The sequence below is a fragment of the Dactylosporangium sp. NPDC006015 genome (genome assembly GCF_040614215.1).
Classification (GTDB): Bacteria; Actinomycetota; Actinomycetes; order Mycobacteriales; family Micromonosporaceae; genus Dactylosporangium; species Dactylosporangium maewongense.
In genome coordinates this window covers 1-17,099 of sequence record NZ_JBEXUD010000063.1, presented here as the reverse complement: position 1 = coordinate 17,099, position 17,099 = coordinate 1, and the positions used below count along the sequence as shown (strand labels likewise).

General features: G+C 68.3%; 16 protein-coding genes and 1 tRNA gene. 9 read left to right on the top strand and 8 right to left on the bottom strand.

Annotated elements, in window-relative coordinates; translation table 11 throughout:
* Nucleotides 1–443: 443 nt before the first annotated feature.
* The gene (gene scpB, locus ABZ321_RS52675; protein WP_354903988.1) at nucleotides 444–1,223 is read left to right on the top strand and encodes an SMC-Scp complex subunit ScpB; all 780 of its coding nucleotides are present in this window, start codon (nucleotides 444–446) and stop codon (nucleotides 1,221–1,223) included.
* On the top strand, nucleotides 1,210–2,010 hold the full coding sequence (locus ABZ321_RS52670) for a pseudouridine synthase (protein WP_344513244.1): 801 nt from the start codon (nucleotides 1,210–1,212) through the stop codon (nucleotides 2,008–2,010). The genes scpB and ABZ321_RS52670 overlap by 14 nt, the downstream gene beginning before the upstream one ends.
* Before the next feature lie 6 nt (nucleotides 2,011–2,016).
* Here ABZ321_RS52670 and ABZ321_RS52665 read toward each other — a convergent pair whose 3' ends face one another.
* Nucleotides 2,017–2,787, bottom strand: coding sequence for an ABC transporter permease (locus ABZ321_RS52665; RefSeq protein ID WP_354903962.1), 771 nt, complete (start codon nucleotides 2,785–2,787; stop codon nucleotides 2,017–2,019).
* Nucleotides 2,784–3,719 carry an ATP-binding cassette domain-containing protein gene (locus ABZ321_RS52660; protein ID WP_354903961.1) on the bottom strand — a complete coding sequence of 312 codons (936 nt, stop codon included), beginning with the start codon at nucleotides 3,717–3,719 and terminating at the stop codon, nucleotides 2,784–2,786. Before ABZ321_RS52660 ends, ABZ321_RS52665 begins: the two co-directional genes overlap by 4 nt.
* Before the next feature lie 63 nt (nucleotides 3,720–3,782).
* On the opposite strand from ABZ321_RS52660, the gene ABZ321_RS52655 reads away from it, so the two are divergent.
* Nucleotides 3,783–4,757, top strand: a complete 975-nt coding sequence (locus tag ABZ321_RS52655; RefSeq protein WP_354903960.1) for a WYL domain-containing protein — start codon at nucleotides 3,783–3,785, stop codon at nucleotides 4,755–4,757.
* 1 nt (nucleotide 4,758) lies between these two features.
* On the opposite strand, the gene ABZ321_RS52650 is transcribed toward ABZ321_RS52655, so the two are convergent.
* Complete coding sequence (locus tag ABZ321_RS52650; RefSeq protein ID WP_344513237.1) at nucleotides 4,759–5,319, bottom strand: NAD(P)H-dependent oxidoreductase; 561 nt, start codon at nucleotides 5,317–5,319, stop codon at nucleotides 4,759–4,761.
* Nucleotides 5,320–5,438: 119 nt separating this feature from the next.
* On the opposite strand from ABZ321_RS52650, the gene ABZ321_RS52645 reads away from it, so the two are divergent.
* The 3 genes from ABZ321_RS52645 to der all read left to right on the top strand — a co-directional run bounded on the left by ABZ321_RS52645 (nucleotide 5,439) and on the right by der (nucleotide 8,153).
* Complete coding sequence (locus tag ABZ321_RS52645; RefSeq protein ID WP_344513235.1) at nucleotides 5,439–5,978, top strand: MarR family winged helix-turn-helix transcriptional regulator; 540 nt, start codon at nucleotides 5,439–5,441, stop codon at nucleotides 5,976–5,978.
* A gap of 78 nt (nucleotides 5,979–6,056) precedes the next feature.
* Entirely contained in the window at nucleotides 6,057–6,728 is a 672-nt protein-coding gene (gene cmk / locus ABZ321_RS52640; protein WP_344513233.1) for a (d)CMP kinase, read from the top strand.
* Between the two features lie 39 nt (nucleotides 6,729–6,767).
* Nucleotides 6,768–8,153 (top strand): ribosome biogenesis GTPase Der, encoded by a 1,386-nt coding sequence (gene der / locus ABZ321_RS52635; protein WP_354903959.1) that lies wholly within the window; start codon nucleotides 6,768–6,770, stop codon nucleotides 8,151–8,153.
* A 135-nt stretch (nucleotides 8,154–8,288) separates the two neighbouring features.
* Here der and ABZ321_RS52630 read toward each other — a convergent pair whose 3' ends face one another.
* The 3 genes from ABZ321_RS52630 to ABZ321_RS52620 form a co-directional block, all read right to left on the bottom strand.
* Complete coding sequence (locus ABZ321_RS52630; protein WP_344513230.1) at nucleotides 8,289–9,095, bottom strand: hypothetical protein; 807 nt, start codon at nucleotides 9,093–9,095, stop codon at nucleotides 8,289–8,291.
* A gap of 86 nt (nucleotides 9,096–9,181) precedes the next feature.
* Nucleotides 9,182–9,634, bottom strand: coding sequence for a response regulator (locus ABZ321_RS52625; protein ID WP_344513228.1), 453 nt, complete (start codon nucleotides 9,632–9,634; stop codon nucleotides 9,182–9,184).
* A 95-nt stretch (nucleotides 9,635–9,729) separates the two neighbouring features.
* On the bottom strand, nucleotides 9,730–10,140 hold the full coding sequence (locus ABZ321_RS52620) for a VOC family protein (RefSeq protein ID WP_354903958.1): 411 nt from the start codon (nucleotides 10,138–10,140) through the stop codon (nucleotides 9,730–9,732).
* A 94-nt stretch (nucleotides 10,141–10,234) separates the two neighbouring features.
* Between ABZ321_RS52620 and ABZ321_RS52615 the strand changes: the two genes are divergently transcribed.
* Both ABZ321_RS52615 and ABZ321_RS52610 read left to right on the top strand, forming a co-directional pair.
* Nucleotides 10,235–10,308: transfer RNA gene (locus tag ABZ321_RS52615), tRNA-Pro, on the top strand.
* Nucleotides 10,309–10,684: 376 nt separating this feature from the next.
* The gene (locus ABZ321_RS52610) at nucleotides 10,685–11,338 is read left to right on the top strand and encodes a DUF1707 domain-containing protein (RefSeq protein ID WP_354903956.1); all 654 of its coding nucleotides are present in this window, start codon (nucleotides 10,685–10,687) and stop codon (nucleotides 11,336–11,338) included.
* Between the two features lie 246 nt (nucleotides 11,339–11,584).
* Here the strand turns inward: ABZ321_RS52610 and ABZ321_RS52605 are convergent, their stop codons facing one another.
* Nucleotides 11,585–12,595 (bottom strand): hypothetical protein, encoded by a 1,011-nt coding sequence (locus ABZ321_RS52605; RefSeq protein ID WP_354903954.1) that lies wholly within the window; start codon nucleotides 12,593–12,595, stop codon nucleotides 11,585–11,587.
* Nucleotides 12,596–13,049: 454 nt separating this feature from the next.
* The gene (locus tag ABZ321_RS52600) at nucleotides 13,050–13,337 is read right to left on the bottom strand and encodes a hypothetical protein (protein ID WP_354903952.1); all 288 of its coding nucleotides are present in this window, start codon (nucleotides 13,335–13,337) and stop codon (nucleotides 13,050–13,052) included.
* Between the two features lie 160 nt (nucleotides 13,338–13,497).
* On the opposite strand from ABZ321_RS52600, the gene ABZ321_RS52595 reads away from it, so the two are divergent.
* On the top strand, nucleotides 13,498–16,719 hold the full coding sequence (locus ABZ321_RS52595; RefSeq protein ID WP_354903950.1) for a hypothetical protein: 3,222 nt from the start codon (nucleotides 13,498–13,500) through the stop codon (nucleotides 16,717–16,719).
* Nucleotides 16,720–17,099: the final 380 nt, after the last annotated feature.

Here is a 17,099-nt window from a genome sequence, read left to right as displayed (position 1 = left end):
GCGGACGAACCAGCGGCGGATGATGCGGAAGCAGTGGACAGCGAGGTGGACCAGTGAGCCAGGACGACCAGTCGAGGTCGCTCGCCGACCAGGCAGCGAACTGGGTCCCGCCCTGGGCTCGCCCCCAGCCCCCCGCCGAGCAACTGCCCGCCGAGGAGCCCGCCGCCGAAGGGGTCGCTGAAAAGCCCGCCGCCGAAGAGGTCGCGGAGGAGCCTGCCGCCGTGGAGGCCACGGAGGAGCCCGCCGCCGTAGAGGTCGCGGAGGAGCCTGCCGCCGTAGAGGTCGCGGAGGAGCCCGCCGTCGGGGACGCAGTGTCCGGCGAAGCGCCGGTCGAGGAGGCCGCCGCCGAGCCCGAGCCCGAGGTCGTCGAAGAGCCGCCCGCGGAGGAAGCGCCTGTCGCCGAGCCTGAAGTCGCGGTCGTCGAGGAGGCCGCTCCCGAGGAGGTGATCGAGTCCCTCGTCGAGGAGCCGGCTGCCGAGGAAGCGCCTGTCGCTGAGCCTGAGGTCGCGGTCGTTGAGGAGGCCGCCGCCGAGGAGGTGGTCGAGGCCGCAGCCGAGGACGCGCCCGCCGGGGAAGCCGACGAGCCCGCGGTCGACAGCGGTGCCCTGTTCGAGGTGCCCGCTGCCGCCGTACCAGAGCCGAAACCGGAACCCGAGCCGGAGCCGGTGCCGGTCATGTCGGAGAGCGAGCTGCGCGGCGCGGTCGAGGCGATCCTCCTCATCGTCGACGAGCCCGCCACCGAGATCACCCTCGCGCAGGTGCTCGACCAGCCCGTCGACCGGATCCGCGGGGTCCTGGAGGACATCGCCCGGCAGTACACCCAGCTCGGCCTCGGCTTCGACCTGCGGCGCGTCGCGGGTGGGTGGCGGTTGTACACGCGGGCGGAGTTCGCGCCCTACGTGGAGAAGTTCGTGCTCGACGGGCAGCAGATCCGGCTCACCCAGGCCGCCCTGGAGACACTCGCCGTGGTCGCCTACAAGCAGCCTGTCACCAGGTCGCGTATCTCGGCCATCCGCGGTGTGAACTGCGACGGCGTTGTCCGTACGCTGGTGACGCGGGGTCTGATCGAGGAGACCGGCAGTGAGCCCGAAAGCGGGGCGTTCCTGTACCGGACGACGTCGCTGTTCCTGGAGAAACTCGGCCTGGACAGCGTCGACCAGCTGCCGCCGCTCGCCCCGTTCCTTCCCGACGACATTGATGAGATCGCCGATGCCCAGCGCTGACAAGTCCACAGAAGCCGACTTCGAGGGTTCCGCGTTCGACGCGCCACCGGACGCCGAGCTGCCGCGCAACGAGGAGCGGCTGCAGAAGATCCTGGCCGCGGCCGGCCTCGGGTCCCGCCGGAACTGCGAGCGGATGATCGACGAGGGCCGCGTCACCGTCAACGGCAAGGAGGCGACCCTCGGCGACAAGGCCGACGCGACGCGGGACGCCATCCACGTCGACGGTTCGCGCCTGATCACCGACACGCGGCTGGTGTACCTCGCGCTGAACAAGCCGCGCGGCGTGGTGTCCACGATGGACGACGAGAAGGGCCGCGAGGCGCTCGCCGACTACGTGCCCAACCTCACGACCCGCGTCTTCCACGTCGGGCGGCTGGACCTCGACAGCGAGGGCCTGCTGCTGCTGATGAACGACGGCGGGCTCGCCCACAAGCTGATGCACCCGTCGTACGAGGTGGCGAAGACCTACCAGGTGGAGATCGCCGGTCCGGTGCCGCGGGCGATGGGCCGGGAGCTGAAGGCCGGCGTGCAGCTCGAGGACGGGCCGGCGAAGGTCGACTCGTTCAGGGTCGTCGACGCGTACGGGAAGGTCGCGCTCGTCGAGGTCGTGCTGCACGAGGGGCGCAACCACATCGTGCGGCGGATGTTCGACGCGGTCGGCTACCCGGTGCAGCGGCTGATCCGCACCCAGATCGGCCCGATCCGGCTCGGCGATCTCCGCCCGGGCAGGACGCGACACCTGTCCCAGGCGGAGATCGGCGCACTCTTCAAGGCCGTCGGCGAGTAACCGCCGTCAGGTGGAGCGGCGCATCGCGCGGATGCCGACCGTGAGCCCGGCGAGGGCGGTCGCGGCCGCCGCGGCGAAGCCCCACCAGACGGCGCGGTCGCTGACGGTACCGGCGAAGAGCAGACGCTCGGCGGTCACCATGTGCGCCAGCGGGTTGAACTGCGCCAGTGCCCGCATCCAGCCCGGCCCGGTCTCCAGGGGCAGCAGCATCCCGGAGAGGATCATCAGGGGGAACAGCAGCGTCTGGTGCACGACCCAGAACATCCAGTCGGTGCGGCGGACCGCGACCGCCAGGGCGTAGCTGAACGAGCCGAGCCCGACGCCGAAGAGGGCGAGCAGCGCCAGGCCGAGCAGCGCGCCGGCCGGGTGCAGCTCGAAGCCGAACGGCAGCATCACCACGACGATGATCAGGGCCTGCCCGGCGAGCGGCACCATCTCCTTGAGCGCGCGGCCGACCAGCAGCGCGTGCCGGGCGAGGGGCGTGACGAGCATGCGCTCGTGCGCGCCGGTGACGAACTCGCTGAGCAGGTTCGCCCCGACGGTCGACGTGCCGAAAAGCGTGGTCATGACGAGGATCGCCGGCACGAACCACTGCCACACGTCGCTGCCGAGGCCGCCTTCCTGGCCTTTCAGGGAGCCGGCGAGCAGCGGCCCGAACAGCGCCAGGAACACCAGCGGCTGGATCATGCCGAAGATCAGCGAGAACGGCGAGCGCAGCAGCGGCCGCAGCTCCCGGGCCGCGACGATGCGGACGTCGCGCAGGGCGAGGGTGGTCATGCGTTCTCCCGGAGGTTGCGGCCGGTCAGGGACAGGAAGACGTCGTCGAGCGTGGGGCGTTGGATCTCGGCGGTACGGACGGCGCCCGGCACCGCCGCGATGAGCTCGGGCAGCGCGGCGGGCCCGTCGTTGACCCGGAACGTCAGCGTGTCCGAGATCTCGGTCATGTCGCGCATGCCGGCGAGCCCGCCGGCGGCCTTGGCGATGAGCGGGAGGTCGCCGGTCAGCAGCAGCTTGTCGCCGGCCAGCTTGGCCTTCAGCGCCGACGCCGTGTCGTCGGCGATCACCTCGCCGTGGTCGACGACCACGACCCGCTCGGCCATGGTGTCGGCCTCGTCGAGGTAGTGCGTGGTCAGCACGATCGTCATGCCGTGCTCCTCGCGCATCCGCAGGATGTGCTGCCACAGGTTCGCGCGGTTCTGCGGGTCGAGCCCCGTCGACGGCTCGTCGAGGAACAGCAGCCGGGGCGCGTGCACCAGCCCGATCGCCACGTCGAGGCGCCGTCGCTGGCCGCCGGACAGGTCCGACACCTTGCGGTCGCGCTGCTCGGCGAGGTCGAGCGCCTCCAGGAGCTCGTCGGTGCGCCGGGCGGCGGCCTTGCGGTCCAGGCCGTAGATGAGGCCCTGGGTGCGCAGCTCGTCGGCGACGCGGTGGATGTGGCCGGCGCCGTTGCCCTGCCCCACGTAGCCGATTCCCCGCCGTACCGCCGCCGCCTGCGTCGCCACGTCGTGCCCGGCGACGGTCGCGGTGCCGCTGGTCGGCGCGATGAGCGTGGTCAGCATCCGCAGCGTCGTGGTCTTGCCGGCACCGTTCGGGCCGAGCACCGCGACGAGCTCGCCCGGCGCGATGTCCAGGCTGATGCCACGGACCGCGTGCACCGTGGTCTTGCGATTGACGACGAAGTCCTTCGTCAGCGCTCTCGTCTGAATCATGCCGCTGACATTGCCGGTAGATGCGGACAGCTTCTGTCCTCAAGTGCGGGCGATACTGGACGCATGTTGGAGACCTCGGCCCGCCTCCTGGCGTTGCTGTCCCTGCTGCAGGCCCGCCGCGACTGGCCGGGGCAGACCCTCGCCGACCGCCTCGAGGTGAGCCCGCGGACCGTCCGGCGCGACGTCGACCGGCTGCGCGAGCTCGGCTATCCGGTGCAGGCGACCCGCGGCCCGGACGGCGGCTACCGGCTCGACGCCGGGTCGGAGCTGCCGCCGCTGCTGTTCGACGACGACCAGGCCGTCGCGGTGGCGGTGGCGCTGCAGACGGCGACGATGTCGGTCGAGGGCGTCGAGGAGGCGGCGCTGCGCGCCCTGGCGACGGTGCGGCAGGTGATGCCGGCCCGGCTGCGCCAGCGGGTCGACGCGTTGCAGGTGACCCGGGTGGCGAAGGCCGGCTGGCAGCCGTCGCGGGTCGACACGGCGGTCCTGCTGGCGATCGGCCAGGCCGTCCGGGCGCGGGAGGTGCTGCGCTTCGACTACGCGGGGGTACGGGAGATCGCGGCCGGTCTGACGGGCGACCGGCGCCGGGTCGAGCCGTGCCACGTGGTGACGTGGGGCGGCCGGTGGTACCTCATCGGCTTCGACCTCGATCGGGTGGATTGGCGCACGTACCGGGTGGACCGCATGACCCTGCGCACGCCGAACGGTCCCCGGTTCACGCCCCGGCCGCTGCCGGCGGCGGACGTGGCGGCGTTCGTGGCGGAGCGGTTCGAGGGCCACGACCCGCTGCCGTGCCGCGGCGAGGCGATCCTGCACGCGCCGGCGGCGGCGATCACCGAGTGGACCCGCGGGCAGGCCGTCGTCGAGGAGCTGGGCCCGGACCGGTGCCGGGTCAGCGCCGGGTCGTGGTCGTGGACCGGCCTGGCCGCGTGGTTCGGCATGTTCGACGCCGAGGTCGAGGTGGTCGGGCCGCCGGAGCTGCGGTCGGCCACGGCGGCCCTGGCCGCCCGCTTCGCACGGGCGGCCGCCGCTTCCTGAGCTACCGCTTGCGGACCGCTTCGAGGGCCTTCGTCCAGCTCACCGTCTGGTCGAGCACCACGCCGAGCGTGCCCTCGTGCTGCGGGCCCGGCTTGAACGTCGAGAAGTTCTCGAAGTCGGTGAAGAGCGACAGCGCCACCTGCGCCCGGACGTCCGCGATCTGCAGCTCGCCCATGATCAGCCGGAGGTGCTCGACCGCGCGGGTGCCGCCGGCGGAGCCGTAGCTGACGAACCCGGCCGCCTTGTTGTTCCACTCGGAGTAGACGAAGTCGATCGCGTTCTTCAGCGCGCCGCTGGTCGAGTGGTTGTACTCCGGCGTCACGAACACGAAGCCGTCCAGCTCGGCGATCTTCGCGGCCCACTGCCGGGTGTGCTCGTGCGCGTACTGCCCCATGGACGGCGGCACCGCCTCGTCGAGGTGCGGCAGGTTGTAGTCGAGCAGGTCGACCAGCTCGAACTCCGCGTCGGAGCGGCGGCTCGCGATGTCGTACACCCACTTGGCGACCGCCTCGCCGTTCCGGCCGGGGCGGGTGCTGCCGAGGATGATCCCGATCTTGGTCATGGTCCAACTCTCTGCTCGTGCGGCGTGGTTCTCTGCTCGTGCGACGTCATGGGTGACGCGTCACCGTCACGCTAGCTCGTCCCACGGTGATGTGTCACCCATGGACGTAGACTTCGGGTGTGACGGATCCCAATTGGCTGGACGAGCGGGAGCAGCGCGCCTGGCGCGGGTTCCTCGCCGTCAACGCCGCGGTCAGGGGTCGCATCGCCCGCCAGCTGCAGCAGGAGACGGGGCTGTCCAGCGCCGACTACGCGGTCCTCGTCAGCCTCTCCGAGGCACCCGGCGGGCGGCTGCGCGTCTTCCAGCTCCGCGTCGCCGCCGACTGGGAGAAGACCCGCCTCACGCACCAGATCACCCGGATGACCGCGCGCGGGCTGGTCGCCCGCGAGCCGTGCGCCGACGACCCCCGCGGCGCGTTCGTCGTGCTCACCGAGGCCGGCTGGGACGCGATCACCGCCGCCGCGCCCCGCCACGTCGAGCACGTGCGGCACTGGTTCTTCGACGCGCTCGGTCCCGAACACGTCGACGCCCTCATCGAGGTCAACGAGGCGGTGACGCGGCACCTGCTCTCGGCGAGCGAGCCCTGCTCGCCGTGCTCCCCCTGCTCACCGAGCTCACCGGGCGATGTGCCATCCTCCTGCGACGACGTGCTCCCGTGAGGTAGGGCCACCGGCCGGTCAAGTACTGTCGAACAGCAGGTGTCATCGGGGATTCATTGTTTTCGTGGAGGATCGGGCGTGGCAGGACACAGCGGCCAGTTGGTGGTTGCCGTCGACGGGCCCTCCGGGTCCGGCAAGTCCACGATCTCGCGCCGGGTGGCACAGGCCCTCGACGCCCGCTACCTGGACACCGGCGCCATGTACCGGGCGGTGACCTGGGCCGTGCTGCGCGACAACGTCGACCTCGCCGACGCGGAGAAGATCCACGCCGTCGCGGCGTCGGCGGCGCTGGGCATCGGCACCGACCCGGCCGAGCCGCACATCAGCGTCGACGGCGTCGGTGTCGACCGTGAGATCCGCGGCACCGAGGTCACCCAGGCGGTGTCGGCCGTGTCCGCGGTCCCGGCCGTGCGGGCGCTGCTCGTCGCGCTCCAGCGGGACATCATCGCCGAGGCGGGCCGGATCGTGGTCGAGGGCCGCGACATCGGCACCGTCGTCGCCCCCGGCGCCGACCTGAAGGTCTACCTCACCGCCTCCGCGGACGAGCGGGCCAGGCGCCGGAGCACCGAGAATGCGACCAACCAGGCCGCGACCGCAGCCGACCTGGCCCGTCGTGACAGACTTGACTCGACGCGCGCCGCCGATCCGCTTCGCCAAGCCGACGACGCCGTTGTGCTCGACACCACCGCGCTCGGCATCGACGAGGTGGTCGAGCGACTCCAGCGGATGCTGGACAAGGTCACCGCATAGGCGAGCGCCGGCCCCCCGGCCGTTGAGCAAAGGACCCCCGTGAGCGCTGAGGCATCCGCAGGTGCCGAGGTCGACGTCGACGTTGTCGATGACGTCGAGCTGAGTGTGCCGATCGTCGCCGTCGTCGGCCGACCCAACGTCGGCAAGTCGACCCTCGTCAACCGGATCCTGGGCCGCCGTCAGGCGGTCGTCGAGGATGTCGCCGGCGTCACCCGCGACCGGGTCGCCTATGACGCCGAGTGGACCGGGCGGCACTTCACCGTCGTGGACACCGGCGGCTGGCTGCCCGACGCCAAGGAGCGGGCCAAGGCCATCGCCACCCAGGCCGAGATCGCCACCCAGACCGCCGACGTGGTGCTGTTCGTGGTCGACGCCACGATCCCGCCGACCTCCGACGACGAGGCCGCGGTCAGGATGCTGCGCCGCAGCGGCCGGCCCGTGATCCTCGTCGCCAACAAGGTCGACAACGCGCGCATCGAGGGCGAGATCTCCAGCCTCTGGGGCCTCGGCCTCGGCGAGCCGTTCCCCGTCTCGGCCCTGCACGGCCGCGGCTCCGGCGACCTGCTCGACAAGATCCTCGAGGCGCTGCCGGCCGCTCGTGTCGTCCCGCCCCGCGAGGCCGGGCCGCGCCGCATCGCGCTCGTCGGCCGGCCCAACGTCGGCAAGTCCAGCCTGCTCAACAAGCTGGCCAAGGAGGAGCGGGCGGTCGTCGACTCCGTCGCCGGCACCACCGTCGACCCGGTCGACAGCCTCGTCGACTTCGGCGGCGAGACCTGGCACCTCGTCGACACCGCCGGCCTGCGCAAGCGGGTCGCGCACGCCAGCGGCACCGAGTACTACGCCTCGCTGCGCACAAACGCGGCGATCGAGGCGGCCGAGGTCGCGATCGTGCTCCTCGACGCGAGCGAGGTCATCTCCGAGCAGGACCAGCGGATCATCACCATGGTCATCGAGTCCGGCCGGGCGCTCGTCATCGCCTTCAACAAGTGGGACCTCGTCGACGAGGACCGGCGCCACCAGCTCGGCAAGGAGATCGAGCGGGAGCTGCGCCGCGTGCCGTGGGCGATCAGGCACAACGTCTCGGCGCTCACCGGCCGCGCCGTCGACAAGCTCGCGCCCGCGCTGCGCACCGCCCTGGAGAACTGGGAGCGTCGCGTGCCCACGGGGCAGCTCAACCAGTGGCTCACGGCGCTCGTGCAGCAGACCCCGCACCCGATCCGCGGCGGGCGCGCCCCGCGCGTGCTCTTCGCCACCCAGGCCGGCGTGTCGCCGCCGAAGTTCGTGCTCTTCACCACGGGCGCGCTCGACCCCGGCTACGTCCGGTTCGTGGAGCGCAAGCTGCGCGAGGAGTTCGACTTCCTCGGCACCCCGATCCACATCAGCGTGAAGCCCCGCAAGAAGAACAGCCCGCGCGGGAAGAAGTAGCTCTCGCCGGCTCCCGCCGCGGTAGCAACGCTTCGGCGGCCACCGCCACGACGACCAGCCCGGCGAAGATCATGAGTCCCATGCCCGCGACTTCGACAGGTGCGCCGCTCAGCTGAGCGGCGCACCGTTACGCACCTAGGCTGCTGCCGTTTCCTCGGTCGTGCCCGCCTCGATCTGGTCCTGGGCCGCCGACGCGCTGGTCAGGACGTCCAGCTCCAGGCCCTTCGCCAGCCACGACGCGCCGAAGCACAGGACCGAGGCCGTCTCGCCGATGATCAGGCTGTACGCGTCGAGCGTGTGGAACACCTGGGTCACCGCGATGTACACCACGGCAAGGGCGATCCCCGCCGCGCACGCGTAGTGGAACGACCGCCAGAACGCGGGGGAGAACCGCGCCAGGTGCCCGTCGCGGTGCTGCGACCTGGCACCCTCGCGGCGGCCGAAGAAGTAGCTGATCACGCCCAGGCAGAGGATGAACGTCGCCGCGCACACGTAGTGCACGCTCTGCACCGTCTGCTCGCCGAGCTTCTCCTGCAACGGCGACAGCGGCACCGTCCCGCCGCCCGGCCGCCCCGTCGGGAACAGCGCCACACCCACCGCCGTCACGCCGGCGACGATGCTGAGCGTGTTCTCCAGGTTCCGCTCGAAGAACTTGTAGAAGATCAGGAAGAACGCGGTCACGCACAGGCAGCTGACGAAGATGTCGCGCATGCCGGAGTAGTAGTACGCGCTCAGCGACCCCCGCGGCTTCCCTCCCTCGAACAGGAAGCCGTCGCCGAGCAGGAGCGTCACCGGCAGCAGAATGCCCATGACGCCGATCAGGGTGCGCATCAGCAGGAAGGAGCGCAGGTAGAGGATCCTGGCCTTCAGGTTCTCGTCGGCCTGATCCTGCGGTTTGCCGGGACGCTGCGGAGCGTCCACCGGTGGGGTGAGGTATCCCATGGTGCCCTCCAAGTGTGGTTACTTGAAGAGAGCACGTGATCACGCTGTCGATACGTTGACTGCGCTTTTACGACAGACACGTTCGGTCACCACTGATAGCTGCGGCCCAGATCGTGGCCCGTGTTGGGGTCCACCGGCGTCGGGTGCACCCGCAGCAGCGACTGCACGCTGCGCAGCAGTGCCTCCGGGCTGAACGGTTTGACCATGTGGTGCACCGCCCCCGCCATCACGCCGCTGCGTACGACGTCTGGCTGCGACAGCGCGGACAGCAGCATCACCGGGATCTGTGCCGTCTCCGGGTCCGCCTGCAGCTGCTCGCACGCGGTGAGCCCGTCCTGCCCCGGCATCATGATGTCGAGGATCACCAGGTTGGGCAGGCAGGCGACCGCGGCGTCAACCGCGGCCAGCCCGTTGTCGGTCTCGATGACCTCGAAGCCCGCCTTCACCAGCTTGTACGCCACCATGCCCCGCAGATCCGGGTCGTCGTCGACGACGAGAATCCGGGCGGTCTGCGCTTCGGACGCGATGGCCGTGTTCATCGGGAACCTCCTGCAACGGGTTGAGACCATCAGGTTCACCGCACCCGGCTGCGCTTCAGCGGCCTTTCCGTTGCCGACCGGTTGTGTGCGCTACGTCACTGCACTTCCCCCGCCGCCGGCGGCCCCAGCAGATCCCACAGATTGCCGGCGACGTCCTCGAAGACCGCGACCTGCCCGTACACCTCGTCCCGCGGCGGCCGCACGATCGTGACCCCGGCCGCCTCCAGCCGCTCGAACGTCGCCCGGAAGTCGTCCACCCGCAGGAAGAACCCCACCCTTCCCTTCACCTGGTCCCCGACCGCCTCCCGCTGCCGCTCCCCGTCTGCCCGCGCGAGCAGCAACCCCGTCCCCCCACCCGGCGGCCGCACCACGACCCACCGCTTCGCCGCCCCGTCGGTCGTCGTCGCCGGCGAGTCCTCCACCAGTTCAAACCCCAGCACCTCGGTGAAGAAGACGATCGCCGGGTCGTACTCCTCCACCACCACCGTCACCAGATCCAGCCGCATCCCCCCACCGTAGTTGGGACAGGGGATACTCCTGCGCGCGGCGGTAACCCTATGCGCTAGTCTGTAGCGGCTGCTCCGGACGAGTCCGGTTGCACGGGACGTAGCGCAGCTTGGTAGCGCACTTGACTGGGGGTCAAGGGGTCGTGGGTTCGAATCCCGCCGTCCCGACAGTGTGAGCTGGGAATATTCGAGCTCATGATGTACACATTGGACAGTTCCCGTTAGCGCGCGCTAACAGAAGCGCTAACAATAATTCGGCCAAAGCCGGGCATAATGCTCTAGCTGACGCCAGGTTCGTACCTTTTGGGCACGTCGCACTTGACGCACAATCAAGTGCTGTCAGTGTCGCGGAGTGCCATCCGTTAGCGTTCCGTTCGCGGTAGATGTTTCACCGGTCGCACCGGCCAACCACTGCAGCCCCTGCCGAGGCCTCAGCGCGGCTCGATCGCGGACTCGTCGGGGCCGCCCGCGACCCGCTGAGGGGTGCCGATCTCGCCGTCGGGCTCGTACTGGCGACCCGGCCATTACCGATCCGTACTCCCGCGTGCGTCACGTCGACGGACCCGCGCATCAGTCGCGAACCGTCCAGCCGGTACGACGCGCCGTCGTTCCCTGCAACACGGCTCCGGTTCTCTATGCCCCGCCGACCGACCGGCCTGTCGGAGGTCGTCCGGACAACCCATTGAGCCGCCGGCGGTGCCAGGGCAGCATGACGCTATATGAACGGTTCAGCGCAGCGGCGGCGGACGTGAGCAGGCAGCCCGACGCGTCGGTCGGCTGCCTGGGAGCGGCGATCGTCATGGTCGGGCTGCTGGTATGCGCCGGATGGGAGTCCTACGGCTACTGGGTCTTCCTCGTCCTGCTGATTCCGGTGATTTTCGTGGCCCTCCTGGTGCGGGAGGGCAGAAAACAGAACGCCGCGGACCGGGCCGCCGATCGGAAGTCCCAGCGGCGGGCCTTCGCCGCGGACACAATGCGCACCGTCGACGGGTTTCGCAAAAGCGAGCTCCGGGCGACGAACCAGGACAGGGAACTCACCGCCGACCTGCTCGCCAAGGCGCTCGGGGCAGGTTCGCTCAGCGTGGACGAATACTCCGAGCGCTCCGCGGCCGCGGCCGCCGCCGTCCATCGCTCCACCCTGTATGGGTGTCTCAAGGACTTGGACATCGTGGAGCTGGCCGGGCCACCGTCCTCCTGAAGCTGCACTGCAAAGAGCCAGCCAGGTGTGGCATCCTCACACGGATCGACAATCGTCACCGCGGGTCCGTTGCGTTGAGCGGTGTCTTGGTCGGGCAGGCTTGAACGGTGAAGTTCTTGATCCGACGGCGTCCAGTCCGGGCGGTCCTGGCCGGCTGGCACGCCCGGTTGCGGTTCCGGCGTTGGACCCGGGCGGTCAGGGAGCCCGGGATTCCACGTGGTCGAACCCTTCGCACCGTTGCGTTTGTCAGGCCACGAGCTGCTCAGCTTCGCCGGCGTCGGTGAGGTTTTGCTGTAGTTCGCGAAGCATCGAGGTGGCCAGCATGATCGCGACGATGGCGTTGGCGTCGTTGTACTGGGCGCTACTAACGGCGTGCGCGCTGGCGTGCCGGTTGAACGTCATCGGGATCGGGTCGCCCGGCCAGAACGAGGTGAGGGCCTTGACAAGCGGCCAGTAGGTGGCGGCCTGGCGGTAGTCGGCGATCGACGCGTCGGTGGTCTTCTTGACCTCGGTAACCGCCTTGCCGTAGGTGAACTTCTCCAGGTGGCTGAACGCGGCCCTCAGCGCGGTGTCGATGATGCCTGCGGCCAGGGACTGCGCCGCCCAGATGTGACCGCTGAGGAACGCGGCGTTCGCCCGATAGAGCGCGTCGCGCAGGCCGGTCAGTGTCGGATCGGTGACCTCATCCAGCACGGGCATGCAGTCGTTCAAGATCGAGATCTGGTGTTCGACGAGGACGGTCGGCCGCTTGGTCGGGTCAGCGTCATAAAGCGCCAGGATCACTTCGTGCCGGGGTACCCAGCAAACCGGATAGCCTGCCTGGGCGAGTTCTTCGATCACGTCGACGATCGGCCGGTCGGCCGGCCAGCCGCGCCAGTTGTCGGACTGTGCGATGACCGCGCGGACGAAGGTGTCGGAGAACGCGCCGAGCTGCACCAGCCTATCGCTGAGCGTCTTGGCCCAGTCAAGGTTGGCCAGCGAGTCGGTGATCATCTTGGAAACGTTCGCGAGGGACAGGAGTCCAGCTCCGAGAGTGCTGGCCATCTTGTTCGCATCGGGCAGGGCCGCCATTGCGGCCGTGACCGGCTTGAGAGCGTCTGGGGAGAGCACGTTCGCGGCGAACGCGGCGTGGATCTCGTCCATGCGCTGGAGATGATCGAGGAGCGCCTGAGCTCCGGCCATCGCTGTCGGCATGTACTCGGCCGGGATCTCCCGATCGTCGTCATGGTCGTCCGGGTCGCCGACGGTCACAGCCACTGAAGTGCCTTTCTACGGTGAGCGAATGCCCGGTCACGATAGTTGTTCGAGCGGCTACGACGGCGGCATTTCCCCGGCCGTCCGTAGCCGGCTTGCCCGGGTCTACGGGTGACGGGTGAACGGGCCCGCGGTCGGGATACGCCGGTGGAGCCGCTTTTCTCGCTGTCATCGCCGAGCCCGTGCTACTGCGCGACCTTGGTGGCCCGGGAAGCAACGCCGCGATGCGCAAATCCGGATGTCGGCCGCGACGTGAACCACCGCCCACCCAACTGGTTCTGAGCCGCCCGACCATAGATCGATCGTCTCAATCCCCGGCGCCGGCGGCGTGGACGAGGTCTGCCCTCACCAGGACGCTGTTCTGACTTGATGTTCACCGGTCGCACCGGCCAGCCACTGCGGCCGGACAACGTCACCCAGCCGGCTCTGCCCTTGCCGAAAACCTCATCCGCGCAGGTCAGGCGGAATGTTGATACTCGTGGAGGATGCCGCCGAGGCGATCGCGTCTTCGGATGTCGAGGCGGGTGATCTTGTTTGGATCGGTGATCGGTGCGGGTAGTGAGCGGAGCGGAGGCGGGCGTTCGCGTCGAACCGCACTTTTCTCCTTGCCCAGCTGGCGTTCCAGCACCCTGATCTGATGGCGCAGGGCAAGGATTTCCACATCCTCGTCCCGATTGCTCATCGGCAGCAGCCGCAGCACCACAAACGTGTTCGTCACAGCCAAGCACGCCAGTCGCAGCAGCACGGCAGACCACCATGCCGCATCGATCGCAGGCAACGCCGAACCCCAGCGTCCAGCAACCGGGTCAACGTCTCCGACCACTGCCCCACCAGGACGGATGGGATTTTCGGCAAGGGCAATGCCCAGGAACCCATTGTCCTAGGAAGCTTCAGGGTCTGTGTGGGTGCGCATCCTCGACCATATGGCCAGCAACGGAGCACCGGACCACATACGTCTTGATCGCGGAGACGCGACGCCGGTGGACGGCGTGTGGTTGCGGCCGCCGGGCAGGCGGAGACGGCAAGATGATGTCGTGGCTGAACCCATCGCTGAGGCTGAGGCGTACATCCAGTTCCGGCTGAGCGAGCTCGCATCGAGGAACGAGCACCATCGGTTCGAGGAGATCGCGACTCGAATCGCCCGCAAGCGCATCAGCTCGAACATCTTGATCGCAACAGGCCCGGTCAGCTCCGGCGGTGACCAGCAGCGGGACGCCGAGACCTACATGACCCGCATTCCAGATGAGCTGCCGCATTCTGCGGGCTTCTCGGCATCCGCCTCAACCTCGCCTGTGGTGGTCGCGTGCACCGTGCAGCAGGAGAAGCTGAAGAGCAAGATCCTCGATGACCTGGCGGGCATCTGCGCCGAGGGTACGGACCCTGTCGATCACGTTGCGTTCTTCAGCGTCCATGCGATCTCGGAAGGCATCACTCACGACCTGAAGAAGACGGCGCGTGACACCTACGGAGTGACGCTCGACATCTTTTGTGGAGCTGACATCGCAACCTTCCTCGCCGAGCCGGACTTGGTGTGGGTCGCGAGACATTACCTGGACTTGCCCTCGTCGTTGGTGCCGCCGCCGGAGGGCGAGCCAGCTCCGGAGTGGTACGGCAAGCTGTTGGAAAGGCTGCGCCAGAACAACGGACCGCCGGCCCTGACCCCAGCGACCCAAGGCGAGGTTACCCAGGGTCTGCGATTCGCCACGTGGGACGCGGACGCGAACGCGGACCTACCTGAGTGGCTGGACTTCATGGGCGCGTTCCTGGCTGATTCGGACGGCAATGGGGACTCCGAGCTGGCGTTCCGAGCCTGCTACGAGATGGCCGTGGCACGGTTCAGGGGCATGGGGGTGGCGACCGGTGTAGAGGATCTGGTGCGCCGGGCCATGAAGTTCGCGTGTACGAACGACCACACGAACGTCGTCGACGACGCCGCGACGTTGGCCTCCTACTGGGGCGCGATGTGGTCGAGTGGTGTGGGGCGTACTGAGGCCGCAGAGATCACGGAGGCCGTGGCGCAACTGCGGATGCACGTCGAAGGCCTGATTGACGAGACGGACTCCTCAACTCATCCGGTACGGGCGGCGTCGCTGACCGGCACCCTCGCGTTCCTTCACTTGGTGCCGGACTGGCGACAGGCAGAGCGAGAACGCGGTCGGCCGGAGCAGGTGGACGTAGCCGAGTACGTCGGGGTGAAGCTCGATGAGTTCGATGTAGACATGTCGTCGCTGGCCGGACGCGGCTTGGTGAACGTCGACGCGGCGATGAAGAACCTGGTGGTACTGGTCGACTTGTTGCCGCATGCGCGCGCGTACTCGGCGAGTCAGCTGGCGCGGGTGTTCAATCTGTTCGCGCCGGTCTTGTCAGACCATCCGTCCTATGTGGACGTTCGCGATGAGCTTGACGCGGCAACGTCCAAGACTCAGGGGCAAGCTGCAACGGCCGAGCGCTGCCGCAAACGGGGTATGGCGTTCGTGAAGGCCGGAAAGCCGCTGGAAGCCCTGCTCGAACTCCACAACGCGAAGGTGAACTGGTTCAACGGCGACACGCTGTACGGCGCCCTACTGACGATGCGGTACATCGGCAAGCTGTTTGCGGACTTGAAGCTGATGTATGCGGCAAAGATGTACGCGTGCGCCGCTGCCGCCGTTGCAGCGGTGCACAGCGATTCGGAGGTGAAGGTTCACCTGCCGAAGGCGCTGTTGGAGGCAGCGGGATACTCACAGCATGCGGGTTGCTGGGCCGATGCCGCCGGGCTGACAGAGGTCGCGCTGATGGCCCGCGCCAGGTACTTGACCGACCCGTTCGACTTCGAGCAGCACCCTGATCTGGAAGATCACCAGATGAACGCTGCTCTGGAGCTGGCTGCCGTTCGGAAGTTCTGGCCCACGCTCGAACCCCTCATTGCCGAGGCGCACTCTCGAACAGGCTGGTTCGATCAATTGGCGGCCATGGCGGGATCAGGCGCCGACTTCAAGTTGACTGAGGTGGAGTATCAGCAGGCGGCATTCGAGCAATTCGCAGGGCCGGTGTTTGGTGATGTCGGCGCGACTCGCATCGTCGACTTCGAAGCGCTCGGTGTGCGTTGGGTCTTCAATTACAGCAATGACCGAGCCACTGTTCTTGCCGCAGAAGGTATCGTGGCGGCATTGCAGGTATTCCTCGCTGATATCGCGCCCCGCCATCCAGTCCTTATGGCGAGCACCGTTCGAGTAACCGTCGAGGTGGAGGCAGATGCTGACGGTGAGACCAACGAAGTCGATATCGACGATTCCGAGCCTGAGCTCATTGCCAGGGTGGTGCTGTCCCCGGAGCATCTTGACGGCGATGCACGTCAACGTGGCCTGTTTGCGACATGCTTCCAACTGCTCCACGCCGTCCATGCCCGGCCTGCAGCGGACCTTGAGGCGCTCATGGAGCCAATGTTCAAGGCGGGACTCCCGCATAAGATCGTTATCGGGCGGCCGTACGAAGAGGCGGCCGGAATTCTGGACGACCGGCACTATGCAAGGTGCGCCGCGGGAATTCGGCCGGCGTCCTCGGCTGGATTCAGGCCGGCAGCGTCGCCGTCATTGGTTGAATCGACCCGAATTGGTGCAGGCTACGACCGCAGCGAGGCAATTCAAGCAATCCGCGAGCGATACGAAGTCGTTAATGAAACGTTGCGGTATACCCTGCCTCGGCTGCTCGCAGATGAAAGCCGACTCGCGGCCGTCGTCCGGTTGCGCGAGGCGGGTTGGCTGGACTGGCAGATCTTGGTTGCCTTAGGCAATGCGGCGTGGAACTGGCGTATGTTGCAAGCTGGCATCGGGCCAGGTGTTGGTGATCGAGCAGAGGCGATGCGGCTCGCTAGGGAACCCGAGACCGCGGATTCGCCCGAGATCCCGCTGGAGGTCTTCTCCGATGACGCACTCTCCACTCACATCTTGATCCAGGCTCACGCGGTGGCACAGCGATGGAAACTTCAAGGACGGCAGGAGAAGGCCGGCGAAGAGGCCATGAGAGATCTTCTCACGCGACGGTACCGGTATGGTGAAGACGATGTCCCCCATACCGACCTCCTCGACTGCATAGACGAGGACGGGCGACTCCGTGACTTTCTTGGAACCGACGCAGGCGGAGAATAGGTTGCCGTCGTCGGACCTCGTTGCAGTCGTTGCCTGCAGTGGCGTTGCCCTTCGCCGGCACGACAGACGTCAGCGGGTAGGTCGGAGTCCCGCCGGGGCAGGGGACAGTGCGCCTGCCGAAAGCCTCGTCCGTGCAGCTCAAGCCGCATGTTGATACTCGTGAAGGACACCGTCGAGGCGGTCTCGTCGGCGTATGTCGAGGTGAGTGATTCGTCGTCGATCCGTGATCGGCGTGGGGACAGTTCGTAGGGGTGCGGCTTGCGTCATGGCTTGGTGGGCTCGGTGGGTGTTGTAGTACTGCTCGTACTGGTGCGGAGCGTGGCGTAGGTGGCGTTCGTTCCAGATCGGGGTGCGGTCGAGTAGCTCGTGGCGGCAGGACT

Coding starts and splice junctions, on each gene's coding strand:
- ABZ321_RS52670 (WP_344513244.1), top strand. CDS start 1,210: ATGCCCAGCGCTGACAAGTCCACAGAAGCCGACTTCGAGGGTTCCGCG.
- ABZ321_RS52660 (WP_354903961.1), bottom strand. CDS start 3,719: ATGATTCAGACGAGAGCGCTGACGAAGGACTTCGTCGTCAATCGCAAG.
- ABZ321_RS52630 (WP_344513230.1), bottom strand. CDS start 9,095: ATGGGATACCTCACCCCACCGGTGGACGCTCCGCAGCGTCCCGGCAAA.
- ABZ321_RS52620 (WP_354903958.1), bottom strand. CDS start 10,140: ATGCGGCTGGATCTGGTGACGGTGGTGGTGGAGGAGTACGACCCGGCG.
- ABZ321_RS52655 (WP_354903960.1), top strand. CDS start 3,783: ATGTTGGAGACCTCGGCCCGCCTCCTGGCGTTGCTGTCCCTGCTGCAG.
- ABZ321_RS52625 (WP_344513228.1), bottom strand. CDS start 9,634: ATGAACACGGCCATCGCGTCCGAAGCGCAGACCGCCCGGATTCTCGTC.
- ABZ321_RS52650 (WP_344513237.1), bottom strand. CDS start 5,319: ATGACCAAGATCGGGATCATCCTCGGCAGCACCCGCCCCGGCCGGAAC.
- ABZ321_RS52665 (WP_354903962.1), bottom strand. CDS start 2,787: ATGACCACCCTCGCCCTGCGCGACGTCCGCATCGTCGCGGCCCGGGAG.